General features: G+C 64.6%; 15 protein-coding genes. 11 read left to right on the top strand and 4 right to left on the bottom strand.

The genetic code is table 11. The features are described 5' to 3' along the window. Positions 1 to 4 precede the first annotated feature (4 nt). The gene (locus G9373_RS18125; RefSeq protein ID WP_037203489.1) at positions 5 to 187 is read left to right on the top strand and encodes a hypothetical protein; all 183 of its coding nucleotides are present in this window, start codon (positions 5 to 7) and stop codon (positions 185 to 187) included. A gap of 218 nt (positions 188 to 405) precedes the next feature. Here the strand turns inward: G9373_RS18125 and G9373_RS18120 are convergent, their stop codons facing one another. Next, positions 406 to 1,140 carry an IclR family transcriptional regulator C-terminal domain-containing protein gene (locus tag G9373_RS18120; protein WP_005256011.1) on the bottom strand — a complete coding sequence of 245 codons (735 nt, stop codon included), beginning with the start codon at positions 1,138 to 1,140 and terminating at the stop codon, positions 406 to 408. A 164-nt stretch (positions 1,141 to 1,304) separates the two neighbouring features. Here G9373_RS18120 and G9373_RS18115 point away from each other — a divergent pair, with 164 nt between their 5' ends. The 6 genes from G9373_RS18115 (at position 1,305) to G9373_RS18090 (ending at position 7,395) form a co-directional block, all read left to right on the top strand. Continuing rightward, complete coding sequence (locus G9373_RS18115) at positions 1,305 to 2,570, top strand: aromatic ring-hydroxylating dioxygenase subunit alpha (protein ID WP_167116034.1); 1,266 nt, start codon at positions 1,305 to 1,307, stop codon at positions 2,568 to 2,570. Continuing rightward, positions 2,567 to 3,037, top strand: coding sequence for an aromatic-ring-hydroxylating dioxygenase subunit beta (locus G9373_RS18110; RefSeq protein WP_005256013.1), 471 nt, complete (start codon positions 2,567 to 2,569; stop codon positions 3,035 to 3,037). Before G9373_RS18115 ends, G9373_RS18110 begins: the two co-directional genes overlap by 4 nt. Continuing rightward, on the top strand, positions 3,034 to 4,050 hold the full coding sequence (locus tag G9373_RS18105; protein ID WP_005256014.1) for a 4-hydroxythreonine-4-phosphate dehydrogenase PdxA: 1,017 nt from the start codon (positions 3,034 to 3,036) through the stop codon (positions 4,048 to 4,050). The genes G9373_RS18110 and G9373_RS18105 overlap by 4 nt, the downstream gene beginning before the upstream one ends. Continuing rightward, a complete protein-coding gene (locus tag G9373_RS18100; protein ID WP_043789745.1) occupies positions 4,047 to 5,057 on the top strand; it encodes a 2Fe-2S iron-sulfur cluster-binding protein in 1,011 nt (336 codons plus the stop codon). The genes G9373_RS18105 and G9373_RS18100 overlap by 4 nt, the downstream gene beginning before the upstream one ends. 57 nt (positions 5,058 to 5,114) lie before the next feature. Continuing rightward, on the top strand, positions 5,115 to 6,494 hold the full coding sequence (locus G9373_RS18095) for an MFS transporter (protein WP_167116031.1): 1,380 nt from the start codon (positions 5,115 to 5,117) through the stop codon (positions 6,492 to 6,494). Positions 6,495 to 7,173: 679 nt separating this feature from the next. Further along, complete coding sequence (locus G9373_RS18090) at positions 7,174 to 7,395, top strand: hypothetical protein (RefSeq protein ID WP_005566448.1); 222 nt, start codon at positions 7,174 to 7,176, stop codon at positions 7,393 to 7,395. A gap of 78 nt (positions 7,396 to 7,473) precedes the next feature. Here G9373_RS18090 and G9373_RS18085 read toward each other — a convergent pair whose 3' ends face one another. The 3 genes from G9373_RS18085 to G9373_RS18075 all read right to left on the bottom strand — a co-directional run bounded on the left by G9373_RS18085 (position 7,474) and on the right by G9373_RS18075 (position 10,752). Continuing rightward, the gene (locus G9373_RS18085) at positions 7,474 to 8,217 is read right to left on the bottom strand and encodes a carboxymuconolactone decarboxylase family protein (RefSeq protein ID WP_054247903.1); all 744 of its coding nucleotides are present in this window, start codon (positions 8,215 to 8,217) and stop codon (positions 7,474 to 7,476) included. 232 nt (positions 8,218 to 8,449) lie between these two features. Beyond that, the gene (locus tag G9373_RS18080) at positions 8,450 to 9,517 is read right to left on the bottom strand and encodes a hypothetical protein (RefSeq protein WP_005562379.1); all 1,068 of its coding nucleotides are present in this window, start codon (positions 9,515 to 9,517) and stop codon (positions 8,450 to 8,452) included. A gap of 218 nt (positions 9,518 to 9,735) precedes the next feature. Further along, positions 9,736 to 10,752, bottom strand: coding sequence for a trypsin-like peptidase domain-containing protein (locus G9373_RS18075; protein ID WP_167116112.1), 1,017 nt, complete (start codon positions 10,750 to 10,752; stop codon positions 9,736 to 9,738). Between the two features lie 793 nt (positions 10,753 to 11,545). On the opposite strand from G9373_RS18075, the gene G9373_RS18070 reads away from it, so the two are divergent. The 4 genes from G9373_RS18070 to G9373_RS18055 all read left to right on the top strand — a co-directional run. Then, positions 11,546 to 12,049, top strand: a complete 504-nt coding sequence (locus G9373_RS18070) for a general stress protein (RefSeq protein WP_120660233.1) — start codon at positions 11,546 to 11,548, stop codon at positions 12,047 to 12,049. Between the two features lie 3 nt (positions 12,050 to 12,052). Continuing rightward, the gene (gene dnaK / locus G9373_RS18065; protein WP_167116028.1) at positions 12,053 to 13,933 is read left to right on the top strand and encodes a molecular chaperone DnaK; all 1,881 of its coding nucleotides are present in this window, start codon (positions 12,053 to 12,055) and stop codon (positions 13,931 to 13,933) included. Between the two features lie 8 nt (positions 13,934 to 13,941). Beyond that, entirely contained in the window at positions 13,942 to 14,466 is a 525-nt protein-coding gene (locus G9373_RS18060) for a nucleotide exchange factor GrpE (protein ID WP_167116025.1), read from the top strand. Between the two features lie 6 nt (positions 14,467 to 14,472). Beyond that, the coding region (locus G9373_RS18055; protein ID WP_167116022.1) for a DnaJ domain-containing protein at positions 14,473 to 14,771 on the top strand (299 nt) is incomplete at its 3' end.

Genomic DNA, 14,771 nt, shown 5'->3' with positions numbered 1-14,771 from the left:
TCTGGTGGCGGAAAGGCTGACCTTGGTGTTCCTGATGGCGTCGGCCGACTCGATGTACCTGATCGGCAAGTCCCGCGAACATCCGAAGCACGTGGGGTCCTGGCGCTGCTCGGTCTCCCGGTTCCGATCACCGTCGATCATCGCACTCGGCTCCGTCGTGTCGCCTCCGTACCCGCACAGGTCCTGAAAGGCTCGGCCCTCCTGTGCGCGCTCATGGCCGCGTCGCTATTGCCCGCGTCGGTTTCGCCGCCCTCATGACCTCATCGGCCACGACAGACAATGACTCCAGCACAACCGGAAGTCACCTCCCGCAGGGGAGCCCCGCATGCGTCGACACAGACACGCTGGGAGCGTCGCACGCTTCTCCGTAACGCGGGGGGTGTGAGTTGCAGTCTGGGTGGGATCTCACAGAAGCCGGCCGAGTCTTGCTGCGTATTTGTTCAGTACGGGCACGGCTGCCTCACGGATGTCGTGCAGGGTGGTTCTGGCTGTGGACGTACTGACACTCATTGCCGCCACGGTTTCGCCCCGGGCAGTCCGGACCGGTACGGCTATCGACAGCATGCCGAGTTCGATTTCTTCGTCGGTGCAGGCCACGCCGCTCTCCCTCGCCGTCAGGATTCGCTCGCTGATGGCATCGACATCGGTCAGCGTCTTGGGTGTGCGGGGCTGCGGGTGGCATTCTCGGAGGTAGTCGTCGAGTTGCGTATCGGGGAGTCCGGCCAGCAGTACTCGACCGGTCGCGGAGCTGTGGGCGGGCAGTTTGGCGCCGACCCGGACTCCGGTCGCGACGATCCGTGCGGCCTCGGCGCGGGCGACGAACAGGGACCACCCGTCTTCGAGAACCGCGAGCGACACCGACTCGCCCAGCGCATCGCGGGCCTCGGCCAACTGCGGCTGGGCAAGTTGCGGCAGTGGCGCGGTGTCCAGATAGGCGCCGCCGAGCCGAAGCATCCTGGGTGTCGGTCGGAAGTTTCCGTTGTCGTGGGTCAGGTAACCGAGCTCGACGAGAGTGAGCAGGCAGCGGCGCGCCGCGGCGCGGGAGGTGTTCGTCCGCTGAGCGGCGTCGGTGACGGTCAGTTGCGGGTGGCGGATGCCGAAGGCCTCGATGACCGCCAGGCCCTTCGCCAGTCCGGCCATTCCCTCGGGAGCGCGGGCAGCACCCTTGACACTTCCCTTATCGTCCGGCTTAATTGTTCGAGAATTGCTCATTTGTTCGTTATACGAACAGCCACGGGGCTTGTCAAGTCCCGGCGAGCGAGTTCTCTGATGTCCCGACTGGTTGTCCAGACTGAGGAGAAATTATGGAAAGCAGCGTTGTCCACACGGTCCGCGAGACCACGGCGGATTGGACTGACGACCTCACCCGGGTGCCGTATCGGGTGTTCCAGGGCGAGGACATCTACGCAGCCGAGCAGACCAAGTTGTTCCATGGCCCGTATTGGAGCTACCTGTGCCTGGAGGCGGAGGTAGCCGGCCCGGGAGACTACTGCTCCACCTTCGTCGGCGAGACGCCGGTGATCGTGGCGCGTGATCGCGACGGTGAGCTCTACGGCTTCGAGAACCGGTGCGCCCATCGCGGCGCCCTGCTGGCGCTGGACGACCGCGGAAACACGAAGGACTTTACGTGCGTCTACCACGCGTGGAGCTACAACCTGCAGGGCGATCTGACCGGCGTTGCGTTCAAAGATGGGGTCAAGGGCGAAGGGGGAATGCCTGATTCGTTCTGTATGGAGGACCACGGACCGCGCAAGATGCGCATCGCCGTCCTCTACGGTCTGGTCTTCGGGAGTTTTTCCGATGACGTGCCCGACATCGAAGACTATCTCGGCGAAGAGATCACGAGTCGGATCGCCCGTGTCCTCGGTGGACGCACCCCCGAGATCATCGGACGCTTCACACAGATCCTTCCCAATAACTGGAAGCTGTACGTAGAGAACGTCAAGGACTCCTACCACGCCAGCATCCTGCACCTGTTCTTCACGACCTTCGAGCTCAACCGACTGTCGCAGCGCGGTGGGATCATCGTCGACGAGAGCGGCGGCCACCACGTCAGTTACTCGGCGATCGACCGAGACGCCGAGAAGGACGTCGCGTACTCGGATCAGAACATCCGGTCCGAAAGCGCCTACAAACTGGCCGATCCAACGTTGCTCGAGGGGTTCAGCGAGGTCGGTGACGATACGACGCTGCAGATCCTCTCCGTCTTCCCGGGCTTCGTGCTGCAGCAGATCCAGAACTCCGTGGCTGTGCGCCAGATCCTGCCGACCGGGGTCGAACGAACACGGCTGAACTGGACGTACCTCGGCTTCGAAGAAGACACTCCCGAGCAGCGGGAAGTACGACTCAAGCAGGCCAACCTCGTGGGCCCCGCAGGCTACATCTCGATGGAGGACGGCTGCGTCGGAGGCTTCGTGCAACGCGGAATCACAGGTGCGGCACGCCAGTCCGCCGTGCTCGAAATGGGAGGCTGTCTCGCCGAATCCAGCGAAAGCCGTGTCACCGAAGCATCGGTCCGCGGCTTCTGGAAGGCATACCGGGCCGCGATGAACCGACAGGAAGAGGCATGAGCGTGAACGACTTCCAGCGAATCGGCCGTGTGCAGGCCGACTACTCCCGCTGCATCGACGAGGGGCCGCTCGAGCAGTGGCCGGACTTCTTCGTCGAAAACTGCATGTACCGGATCACCACCGCACAGAACTACAGCGAAGGCCTGCCCGCCGGACTGGTGTGGGCCAACACTCGCCGGATGCTGGTCGACCGCGTATCGGCGCTGCGTGAAGCCAACATCTACGAGCAACACACCTACCGTCACATCCTGGGCCAGCCCTCAGTCCTGGAAGAGAACGGTGACGGTATCCATGCCGAGACCAGCTTCCTGGTGGTACGGGTGATGCGTGACGGCCAATCCGACATCTTCGCCAGCGGGCGGTATGTCGACCGCTACGTCGACGTGGACGATCAGTTGAAGATTGCCGAACGAGTCGTGGTGTGCGACAGCACCAACATCGATACCCTGTTGGCGCTCCCGCTATGAGTGGGTCCCCTCCGCGGGTCTTGCTCACGATCGGCGATCCGAATGGAATCGGCCCCGAGCTCGCGGTGAAGGCCGTCATGGCAGCGCAGGAGCATCCCGCATTCAATCCGGTCCTGGTGGGCGATCGATGTGTCGTCGAGCCGCTCGCCCGCTGGGCAGGCATGACGGTCCGCGAGACAGCCGACGGCTTGGCCACGCCCGTGACCGATGTCGTCGACCTGCTTCCGGTGCACTCGCTGCCCGCTGGGGCTTTCGCACCGGGCCGGGTGACAGCAGAGGCTGGGAAGGCGACGGTGGCGTATCTGGAACGGGCGGTGCGATGTCTGCAGGGCGGCGGAGCCTGCGGCATCGTCGCATGCCCGCACTCGGAAACCGCGGTCAACGCCGCCGGCATCTCCTTCGACGGATATCCGAGCTTGCTGGCCGAACTCGTCGGCGCGCGGCCCGATCAGGTGTTCTTGATGTTGATCGGTGCCGGTTTGCGCATCGTGCACGCAACGTTGCACGAATCGCTGCGGGATGCGCTTCGGCGCCTCACGCCCGAGCTGGTGCACGGGGCGGCACGTGCCGCGGTGGAGACGTTACAGGCGCAGGGCATCCCGTCCCCGCGCATCGGCGTCTTCGGCATCAATCCACACGCCGGCGAGGGCGGTTTGTTCGGTGACGAGGACCTGCGGGTGACAGCGCCAGCGGTGGAGCGGCTGCGCGCCGCAGGGATTGACGCCTCGGGACCGGTCGGGGCCGACCTCATGCTGGCAGACCCAGGCTTCGACGCGTTCGTCGCCATGTACCACGATCAGGGCCATATTCCCGTCAAACTCCTCGCTGGGCGCAGCGCAGCCGCGATGACGATCGGCGCCGGAGTGCGGTTCTCCAGTGTCGGCCACGGCGCGGGGTTCGACATTGCCGGCAAGGGCACAGCCGACCCGGATGCGGTAGTCGGGGCGCTGCGACTCGTCGGCGCCGCCGAAACCCACATGTCGGCACCCGGCACCTTTGGAGCTACCTCATGACCTACACAGTAACTGTCACCGGAACGGACATTAGCTTTCCGTGCGAGCCCGATGAGAGCGTGCTCGACGCGGCGGAACGTTCCGGATACGCGATCCCGTACTCGTGCCGCAAAGGCGTGTGCTCGAGTTGCGAAGGCGCACTCGATGCCGGCTGCCTCGATGTGCGCGGCTGGGGGATGTCGCAAGGCCCTCAGAGCGGAGTGCTGTTCTGCCAGGCCCGGCCGAGCACCGACACCTCGATCACGCCCAAGCGGATCACCAAGCAGGACAGGGTGATACGCAAGACCCTGACCGCTAAGGTCCATCGGATCACCCGTCCGTCGCCCGATGTCACGGTGGTGCAGCTGCGTCTCCCCACCGGGGTGCGTGCGAAGTTCGCTGCCGGGCAGTACCTGAAAGTCTTTCTCGACGACGGTGACAGCCGGAATTATTCGATGGCGAATCCGCCGCATGAGAACGACGGAGTGCAGCTTCACATTCGTCGGGTGCAGGGTGGACGCTTCTCCGATGAGGTGCTCGGCGGGCTCGAAAAGGGAACCAGACTGAGGATCGAGCTGCCCTACGGCGAGTTCTCACTGAACCCCGACTCGGACAGGCCGGTCATCTTCGTCGCCAGTGGCACCGGCTTCGCCCCGGTCAAATCGATCATCGAGGACCACCTCAAACGTGGTGGAGAACGGTCCGTGCACCTCTACTGGGGCGCACGAGGACAGGGCGACATCTACCTACCCGAGTTGCCCGAGAAGTGGGCCTCGGATCCGGGTCGTGTCTCATTCACTCCCGTCCTGTCACATCCCGCGGAGGACTGGACCGGACGCACCGGGCTCGTTCATCGAGCGGTGCTCGAGGACTACGCGAACCTCAGCGACCACGAGGTCTATGCATGCGGAAGCCCCGCAATGACCTCGGCGGCACGCGAGGATTTTGTCCACGAGGCCGGTTTGGCGCCAGACAATTTCTATTGCGACGCCTTCGTACCGTCGGGCGAGCCCGTTGTCACCGCGTGATCCGCTACCACGACCACATCATCCGGGAAACCGGGCATCAGATAATGTGAGGCAATCATGTCCTTAGCACCATCGCGCGTGAAAATGCCGGATTTCATCGATTCGCGGCCAGTGAGTCGATACCAGTACATCGTGATCGCTTTGTGTGGGGTGGTCATGTTCATCGACGGCTTCGACACTCAGAGCATCAGCTACATGGCGCCCCACATCGCCGAGGAGTGGGGCCTGTCGAAACAGGTGCTCGGGCCCATCTTCTCCGCCGCTCTCGCCGGTCTCATGGTCGGCTATCTGGCGCTCTCGCCGCTGTCCGAGCGGTTCGGCCACCGCCGGATGATCCTCACGAGCACGGTCATCTTCGCCCTCGGCACGTTGGCGGCGGCCTGGTCACAGAACGTCACCGAACTGATGGCGTTGCGCTTCATCACCGGAATGGGGCTCGGTGCCGCCGCGCCGAGTGCCATCGCACTGACGGGCGAATTCAGCCCCAAGCGTCTTCGGGCAACCTTCGTCCTGGTGATCTATTGCGGCTTCTCCCTCGGATTCGTCGCGGCAGGGCTGGTCTCCGGTTGGCTGATCCCGATCCTCGGCTGGCGGTCGGTACTCGTCGTCGGCGCAGTAGCACCGCTGCTCCTGCTCCCGGCGTTGCTGCGCTACCTGCCGGACTCACTCACCTCAATGATCAACAGAGGCGCGGAGCCCAACAGAATCCAGGCGATCTTCCGCAAAATTGATCCCGCCCTCGCCGTCGGCCCCGACATCACCTACGAGGCCGAGAAGCGGACCGACGGACAACGCACTGCACTGAGGAGCCTGTTCACCCGTGACCGGGTCTTGGGAACCCTGCTGCTGTGGCTGGTCTTCGTCATCAACCTCGGCGAGTTCTACGCGCTGCAGAGCTGGCTACCGTCGATCATGACGAGCCTGGACTACGACATGGGTACGGTGGTCACCGCCACCACCCTCACGACTGTCGGCGGCATCGCCGCTGCATTTGTCACCGGGCCCTGTATGGACCGACTCGGCGCGTACGTCACCCTCGGAACCGTTTATGTCGTCGGATTCGCATTCGTTGCGCTGACCGGTGTCGCCTTTACGGCGCCGTTGTGGGTCCTATTGACGGCCAATTTTTTTGCGGGGGTCTGCATCAGCGGTGGGCAGAAGAGCCTCATCGCGCTGTCCGCGGTGTTCTATCCGACATCGATGCGGTCCACCGGGGTTGGATGGGCGTTGGGTGTTGGCCGCCTCGGCGGCATCGTCGGGCCGATCGCTGTCGGAGCGGCACTCGGCATGGGCTGGTCTGCCAGTGCAGTCTTCTACGCAATGTCAGTCCCAATGCTCGTCGCCGGAGCTGCGGTCTTCCTCCTCGGCCGCTGGGTCCGAAGCGACAATCACCCCGATCGCAAGTCGGCAGAAAGTCATTCGCTCGCCCGCAAGTAGTGTGGATCGGCAACACCGGCCGGGTGATCTCAAGGCCTGCGATCTCCAGCTGGGTCGGCTACCACGACCGCGGTGCACAGGCAACGCGCTGCCACCCCGCCTGGGCGATGTCACCCCCTTCGTGATCTCGCGGCCGTCCAGTTCGAGACCGAGCTCGCCGAACCGTGGGACGGTGGTACCGTGGATACCGAGGTCATTCTGGGCCGAAAACCAAGGCCCGGCCTCGGCGTCGAACCTCGGATTTCGCGTTCCCCGCCACACCCCAAGGGCGAAGATCTGCAAACTGTTCGGCCGCCCGGCCTGGACGGCACCCGGCGCTGTTCCAGGCCCTCGACGGCCCGAGTTCTGGTGGGTCATCGGAAAAGTGCACGACGTCAACCTTTTAAGAACGTGGAGTCGGCGGACGAACTCCATGGAACCCGCAATTCGTCAAGTCAAATGAGCACCCAGTTCCGTTCCCGGGACGCCTCGCAGGCCTGAAAATGGGGTCGGGTCGCCTGCCGACGCCGACGTATTCTTGGGAGTGTAAGCCCGTAAATAAGCCTGGGGCCGGGGCCCGACCTTGGAAAGGTCATGCACTGTTGCTTCGAGCACGCCGGTCAGAATTTCGGATTCCCTCGACCGAGGCCCCAGGCGGCCCGCCCGTGGAGAGTGCCGACGCGACTGGAGGACAAACAAAGTGAAGCCGGAACCGGAAGAGATTCCCGACGACGATCACGAGTTGGTGATCGATCGGGTTGCTGCGATCGATGTGGCCAAGGCGGCGGGCACGGTGTGTGCCCGAGTGCCGCGGCCGGGCCGGGCAGGCCGGCGGGTCAGCCGGGTGTGGGACGTGACTGCCACCACCGCCGCGGTCACCGAACTGGCCGACAACCTGGTCGGCGACGAGATTCAGAGATAGAGCCCCGGGGAGTGGTGTAAATCCTTGAGCGCGTTGCTCTGCGAGTGCGGTGATCAAACTGTAAGGGCGGTCGCCCCGTCACTCGAACAATTCGGGTATGCGCGTCATTGTCTCGAAATACGGATCCGCACCGGTGAACGTGGCTATCTCGATAGCCGACAGGATCTCCTCCACGCTGGCACCTGCATCCAGCGCGGCCCGCGTATGGATCTGCACGCCTGGGACGTATAGGTGTGTGACCACGCAAGAATTGGCAATGTAGATCAATTCACGCAACTTCACTGGCAGCGAACCGAATTGGGCCCCGACGGTGGAGAAGTTCATGTAGGCCTCGAACATGTCCGGGTCGAGCGCCAAGACATCGTCCCATCTCTTGTGCCAGTACCCGCGCTTCTGTTCGAAATCCGCACGCAGGTTCCGCTGTCGGTCGCTCAGCCCGAATGGAGGACGAATCCCCCGTTCGGACAGAACTTCTGCAACGGCCGGCGCCCCGATCGACAGCGCATGGATACTCATGATGCTGACCAGCTGCAATACGTCACGGACTTCGGCTCGACTCGCGCCGAGGTCGAGAGCCGCCCGCACATATGCACGCAGTCGCGGCCAATTCGTGCTGGCAGCGTTGCCTACGACAGCGACCCCAATCAGCGCTTGTTCGATAGGGGTGAGCGCCCCACGTGATCGGGGGACGTCGACCATAGCGCCAAATCTGTCGAAGAACTCTGGGGAATCGTGGTACTCGGCGTCGAGCGTGTCGTTCCAATCATCGAGGTGACCGGATAGAGCCTGCACGGGGGCCAAATTCTCCTTGGAAATTGTCATCGGCAAGCCTGCTCAGAGCAGCTACGATCGTCCTCGGCCTTCTCGCGCAATCCCGTGCCGCGGTGTACCTCAGTGCCGTTTGGGGGCTGGCCTTCGGCGGGGCTGCCAGCCTGCTGCAGCCCGCTACGCCTTCCCGCCTTGCACACCCATGACGGATGCTGACCACAAGGCTCACTGGACGCCGGGTTGTACGCTTCGCGGGCCGCGATCATCGCGCCTCGTTCGACGGTTGTCACGTCTCCTCGATGCGTTGCCGCTGCCGGACCCCGTACGCCGCCTCCTTGACGGCGGCGTCGTCCTCGAGACCCGACCCGAGGGCCCCACCGATGGTTGCGATGGACGCCAGCAGCCAGGTGAGCGTGAGGTAGTCGGAGAAGTTCACCGCGCGCCCGAGAACGGGGGACAGCAGTTCCGGGGGAAGAGCGAGGCACGTGGTGAACAGGAGCAGGCAGAACAGGGCCACGTGGAGGATGACGACGCCGATGACCAGGGTGGCCACGGTCGCGGTGTTGTACAGCACCGATCGATCGCGTTCCGTCGGCGACTTCGGCCGCTCCCACAGTTCGTGATCGAGGATCAGCCAGAGAATCATCGCTACGATCGACAGGATCGTCGCCGCACTCATACGCCATGGACCCATCGTGTCGGCGAACAACCAGATCGTGTCGGTGGCCAGTGCGATCGCACCCGTGGCGAACGCGCCGACGAGGACCTTCGACAGTCCGGTGACCAGTCGCCACGGCCGGTTGGCCCGCACCATTCCCGACAGCAGCCGCAGCCGCCGCAGCCCCGAGGGCGCGAAGTACCGGATACCGTCCTTGATCTGCGCGGACCGGAACCGTCGCGCCGCGCCGGGGGGCATGAGTTCCGGTTCACCGAGGACGCAGGCGATCGCGAGTTCGGTGACGGTGCGGACGCGGCGCTCGATGTAGACGCCGCCCACCCCGGGGACGGAGATGAGCGCGAAGAGGTAGTCGGCGCTGACGTCGGCCACCACCGGCAGGGTGTCCTCGCGGCGTGGTAGATCGGTGAGGTATACGACGATGTCCTCCGCTTCGGAGGACGGATCGACTGTGTCGATGACATCTGCGAAGTCTGCTTGCTCGTCGGGGAGGTACGGTTTTCGGCGCACGCACGTCGTCCACCGACGCTCGGGGCGATCACGGCTCTGCAGGCGTTGCGGCAGGTACTCCGCGATACGTTCCGCGAGAGCCGCAGGCGTGCCCGGATCCGCGATGAACAGCACCGAGACCTGCTCACCGGCCGCACTGGATTGCACTCCCTGCAGGTGCTCGTTCACCGCCTTCGCGTACCCGCTCGGTCTGCCCCCAAACTCCAGCCAGTGCGTGCGAGTCCACTACAGCGCCGCCGCGGATCTCCGCCGCCTCTGTCCCGTAGACACCATGAGCGGCCGAGGATGCACCGTCGACACGACTACAATCGGCTAGCCAACGCAACGTGCCGGGCCGCAGCACCGATTCCGTCCACGCGCGTTTCGGTCGCTCTTGGAATCGTCGTTCAGCCGGCGGGGCGGTCTGTCACGGTAACCGAGATCTGCTGGGTCTCGCCGCCGCGGAGCACGGTCAGTTCGACTCGATCGCCTGGGTCGACGGCACGGATCGCCGCGATGAAGTCCTCCGCCGACTCGGTGTCGTGGCCGTTGACCGCGGTGATGACATCGCCCGGCCGGATACCCGCGGTCGCTGCCGGACCGAGCGGGACGACCTCGAGGACGACGACACCGCTGGTGCGGTCGACCGCCAGTTGTTCGGCGATCTGCGGGGTCAGTGTGCCGGGCTGAATGCCGACGTACGCATGCTGGGCGGTTCCCGAGGCTAGCAGCTGGTCCGCGATGTCGACGACATTCGCCGCGGGGATGGCGAAGCCCAGAGCCACCGCACCCGCCGACGGGGGAATGTAGGCCTGGCTCATCCCCACGACCCGCCCTTGTCCGTCGATCAGCGCACCCCCGGAGTTACCCGGCGAGATCGCGGCGTCGGTCTGAATCAGGTCGACCAGCGGCGCCTCGGTGGAGGCCGACCCAGGGATCTGACGGTGCAATCCTGAGATGATGCCCGAGGTGACCGTGGCCTCGAACCCCAGCGGACTACCCACGACTACGGCGAGCGCGCCAACCTCTGGCAGCGCTGTCTCGAACGTCGCCGCAGTCAGATCCGTGCGGTCCGCTTGAAGGACCGCGACGTCGGTCACGCGATCGACGGCCCGCACGTTCGCGGACACCTGTTGCCCGTCCGCGAAGGCCACACTCACCTGCCGGGCACCCTCGACCACGTGGGCGTTGGTGACGATGGTGCCGTCGGTCTTGTAGACGATGCCGCTGCCCACGCCGGACTCGGTGAGCACGGTGACGACCGAGGCCTCCACCTGCCGGACCAGTGCCGGCAGGTCTACGGCAGACCCCGCTGAGGGCGTCGAGGTGGTGGGAGCCGAGGCGCCGCATCCTGCGAGGAGGAGGACCACGATCGCGACCAGCGGCACCCAGATCGAGGAACGTACGGTCGACGGCGCGCGCATCAGCGACCGGTCCCGTACGACATCGGTCTCCTGCATGCACCTACTGCGAGTGGGCCCACCCGATCAACATACTCCTGCTTGCTCCCGTGGTCGGCGACTCCCGACCCGCGTCACATACCCATGGAGAATCTACATCGACGATCACAGTGCGCGTGTCTCAACTGCTACGGCGACGAGTCGTATACTGTTGTACTACTTTCACTTTCAAACCAGCTCCCCGGTTTCCGCCCGATTCGGTTGCCGTACAGTGAAATCAGCGTTTAGTGGACTCCACCGGATGGGCTGATCCAACAGCTGGAAAGTAGATTTCGTCACTGGTTCGATTCTGCACCAGGGGATTAGGGTCCACCACCGAGGGCCGGCCTGATCCTCTACATGAGGATGAAGTAGCTGTTATTCCCAGCGCTCCCGCGACTGTACTGTCAGGGTGGAATCGACTTCCTGCTTTCGACCTGCGGGGCCCTAGGCACCCACCTCCTTCGGCTGCGAAGATTTCCTATCGGGAGTTCAACTCATGGAATTCCCGGAGTAGTGGCTGATGCCCGGAGTGCGCGTACCGGCCGCCTCGAGCGGGTTCCGGCGGACATCTATGCCCTGGGCGAGGTGTGGACGCCACTGTTTCCCGTTGTGTGGACGCCCGTAGGGCGAATCTTGATGACGCCCAGTGGCGGATGAGGAACTAACTCTCAGGCGGTTGAGCTTCCGTGAGCTCAAACGGTTGACCGATCGACCGAACGCCGAACTGGTACGCGCGGGCTCGGCGAATCCAAGTCATCGACGCCTAGGGGGCGTGATGTCAGAGTCCAGTGGCGGAACCTCCGCCGTAAGTCCACACCCACCTGCACGCCAGGTGATTGCGACATTCAACACCTATGCCGACGCCGAGAGCGCCGTCGACTACCTCTCCGACCAACATTTCGCGGTAGACAAACTCGCCATCGTCGGTCGCGATATCGAGCTGGTCGAACAGGTCCTCGGCCGATTGAATTACGGCTGGGCCGCTCTGCGCGGCGCCGCCGCGGGCGCGCTGACGGGTGCGCTGTTCGGCTGGATCTTCGGGTTACTCGATTGGGTCCAGCCGCTGCTCACGGGCCTCGCGCTCGCCTTCTACGGGTTGGTGTTCGGTGCCGTTGTCGGCGCACTGCTCGGCCTGCTCATGTATGCGCTGCAGGGCGGCCGGCGCGACTTCACCTCAATCCAGTCATTACAACCACGTCACTACGAAGTCCTCGCCGATGTCGAGGTCGCGGACGAAGCCGTCCGCCTGCTCACCGGCCGGACCGATCGAAAGGAATGAGTCATGGCGACCGCTGTGGGTATAGACCTGGGCACCACCAACTCGGTCATCGCAAGCTGGCAGGGCGGCGAACCGGTGGTGATCTCCAATGTCGAGGGAGCGCGGACGACGCCGTCGGTGGTGGCGTTCACCGAGAGCGGCGAGCGCCTGGTGGGTCAGCTTGCCCGACGGCAGGCGATCTTGAATCCGAAGGGCACGATCTACTCGGCGAAACGCTTCATCGGACGTCATTACGACGAGATCTCCGAGGAGGCAAAAGCGGTCAGCTTCGACGTCGTGCCAGGTGACAACGGTGAGGCCCGATTCGACGTGCGGGGAAAGAAGTACGCGCCGGAGGAGATCAGTGCCCTCGTGCTGCGCAAGCTCGTCGACGACGCGAGCAAGTTCCTCGGTGAGAAGGTCAAGGAAGCGGTCATCACCGTTCCGGCCTACTTCAACGACGCGCAGCGCAACGCCACCAAGGACGCCGGCCGGATCGCAGGCCTCGAGGTTTTGCGGATCATCAACGAGCCGACCGCTGCGGCACTGGCGTACGGCATGGACAAGCAGACCCACGAAACCGTACTGGTCTTCGACCTCGGCGGCGGCACCTTCGATGTGAGCCTGCTCGACGTCGGCGAGGGAGTGGTCGAGGTTCGTTCCACGGCCGGCGACTCCCACCTCGGCGGCGACGACTTCGACCGACGCCTGGTGGACTACCTCGCCGACGAATTCCAGCGTGCGGAGAATATCGATCTGCGCAAGGATGCGCAGGCGTTGCAGCGCCTCTTCGAGGCCGCGGAGAAAGCCAAGGTCGAGTTGTCCTCGGTCACCCAGGCTCAGGTCAACTTGCCCTTCGTCACCGCAGACGCGAACGGTCCCAAGCACCTCACCACCACGATCATGCGATCGAAGTTCGAGGATCTGACGGCGGATCTGGTGGAACGCTGCCTCGACCCCGTGAAGCAGGCGATGAGTGACGCCAAGGTCACCGCCAACGACATCGACGAGGTGATCCTGGTCGGTGGTTCGACACGTATTCCGGCGGTGCAGGCGCTGGTTCGCCGGCTCACCGGCGGTAAGGACCCCCACATGGGCGTCAACCCGGACGAGGTCGTGGCGCTCGGTGCCGCAGTCCAGGCGGGCGTGCTCAAGGGCGAGGTCTCCGATGTGCTGTTACTCGATGTCACACCGCTGTCCCTCGGCGTCGAGACGCAGGGCGGGGTGATGACCAAGATCATCGAGCGCAACACGACGATCCCGGCCCGGCGCAGCGAAGTGTTCTCCACGGCGGAAGACAATCAGTCCGCCGTGGACGTCGTGGTGCTGCAGGGCGAACGCGAACGGGCCGCCGACAACCGGGTGCTCGGCCGGTTCAGGCTGGAAGACATCCGTCCCGCGCCACGCGGTGAGGCCCAAGTCGAAGTCACTTTCGATATCGACGCCAACGGCATCCTCAACGTCACCGCCCGCGACAAGGACACCGGCAAGGAGCAGAGCATCACGATCAGTGAGCAGGGCAACCTGGACCAGAGTGAGGTCGAACGCATGCTCGCCGAGGCCGAACAGAATCGGGGTGAGGACGAGGCGCTGCGCAAGGCGGTCGACGCACGCAACGCGCTCGATTCGGTTGCATATCAAGTGGAACGGCGACTCGCCGAACTCGGTGACAGTGCGCCACCGCACGACAAGGCGCGGGCCGAGATGCTGATCGCCGACGCCAGGAAGGCCGTGAAAGACGGTGCTTCACCCGCGGAGGTAGAGCCGCTCACCTCGGAGCTCCAGCAGTTGCTCTACGGGCTCGCGCCGGTCCAGGACGGCGGCGACGGACACCAGGCCGGCGACGCAGAGGCTGCGTCGTCGGATGACGACGACGTGATCGACGCCGAATTCGATCGAAGCTGAGGCACACGATGGAAAGGTCTGCAGATCATTCGACGACCGAGCCGGCTACCGACGGTACCGACGGGGATCAGACCGAGACGGCGCCCGATCGCACCGACACGGGGGCCGAGTTGGCTCAACTCGAGGACCGCTGGCGCAGGGCCCTCGCAGATCTGGACAACCTGCGCAAGCGGTATGCCAAGGATCTGGACCGTGAACGCGCCGCGGAGGTGGCGAAGGTTTCCGCGGCGTGGTTGCCGGTACTGGACAATTTGGAGCTTGCGCTGGCCCATGCGGGCAGCGATCCTCAGACCGTCGTCGAGGGTGTGAAGGCGATCCGGGATCAGGCGGTGCAGGTGCTGTCACGGTTCGGCTTCGAGCGCCACGACGAGGTCGGTGTGCCGTTCTCCCCGGAGCTCCACGAAGTGGTCAGTGTGGTGGCCCAACCCGACCTTCCCTCCGGGACCGTGATCGAGGTCTTGCGCCCGGGCTATGGAGAGAACGGGCGGCAGCTGCGACCCGCCGCGGTGGTCGTCAGCCGCCCCGAGGGGTGAGCACCGATGGCGCGTGACTACTACGAAGTGCTCGGGGTCCCGCGGGGCGCCGGCACCGACGAAATCCAGCAGGCCTACCGCAAGCTGGCCCGCAAGTACCACCCCGACGTGAACAAGGACCCCACTGCGGAGGACAAGTTCAAGGAGGCCAACGAGGCCTACCAGGTGTTGTCCGACCCGGACACCCGGAAACGCTACGACCGATTCGGTGACGACTTCCGGCGTGTGCCCGAGGACTACGACGAACGGGTCCGGGCAAGCGCCGGTGGGTACGGCGGCGGCGGGTTCGGCGGCGGGTACGGCGG

Source organism: Rhodococcus sp. A14, from assembly GCF_011603105.1.
In the GTDB taxonomy this organism is placed as follows: Bacteria; Actinomycetota; Actinomycetes; order Mycobacteriales; family Mycobacteriaceae; genus Rhodococcus_F; species Rhodococcus_F opacus.
The sequence above is the reverse complement of the archived record's forward strand: the minus strand, read 5'-3'. Positions and strand labels throughout refer to the sequence as shown.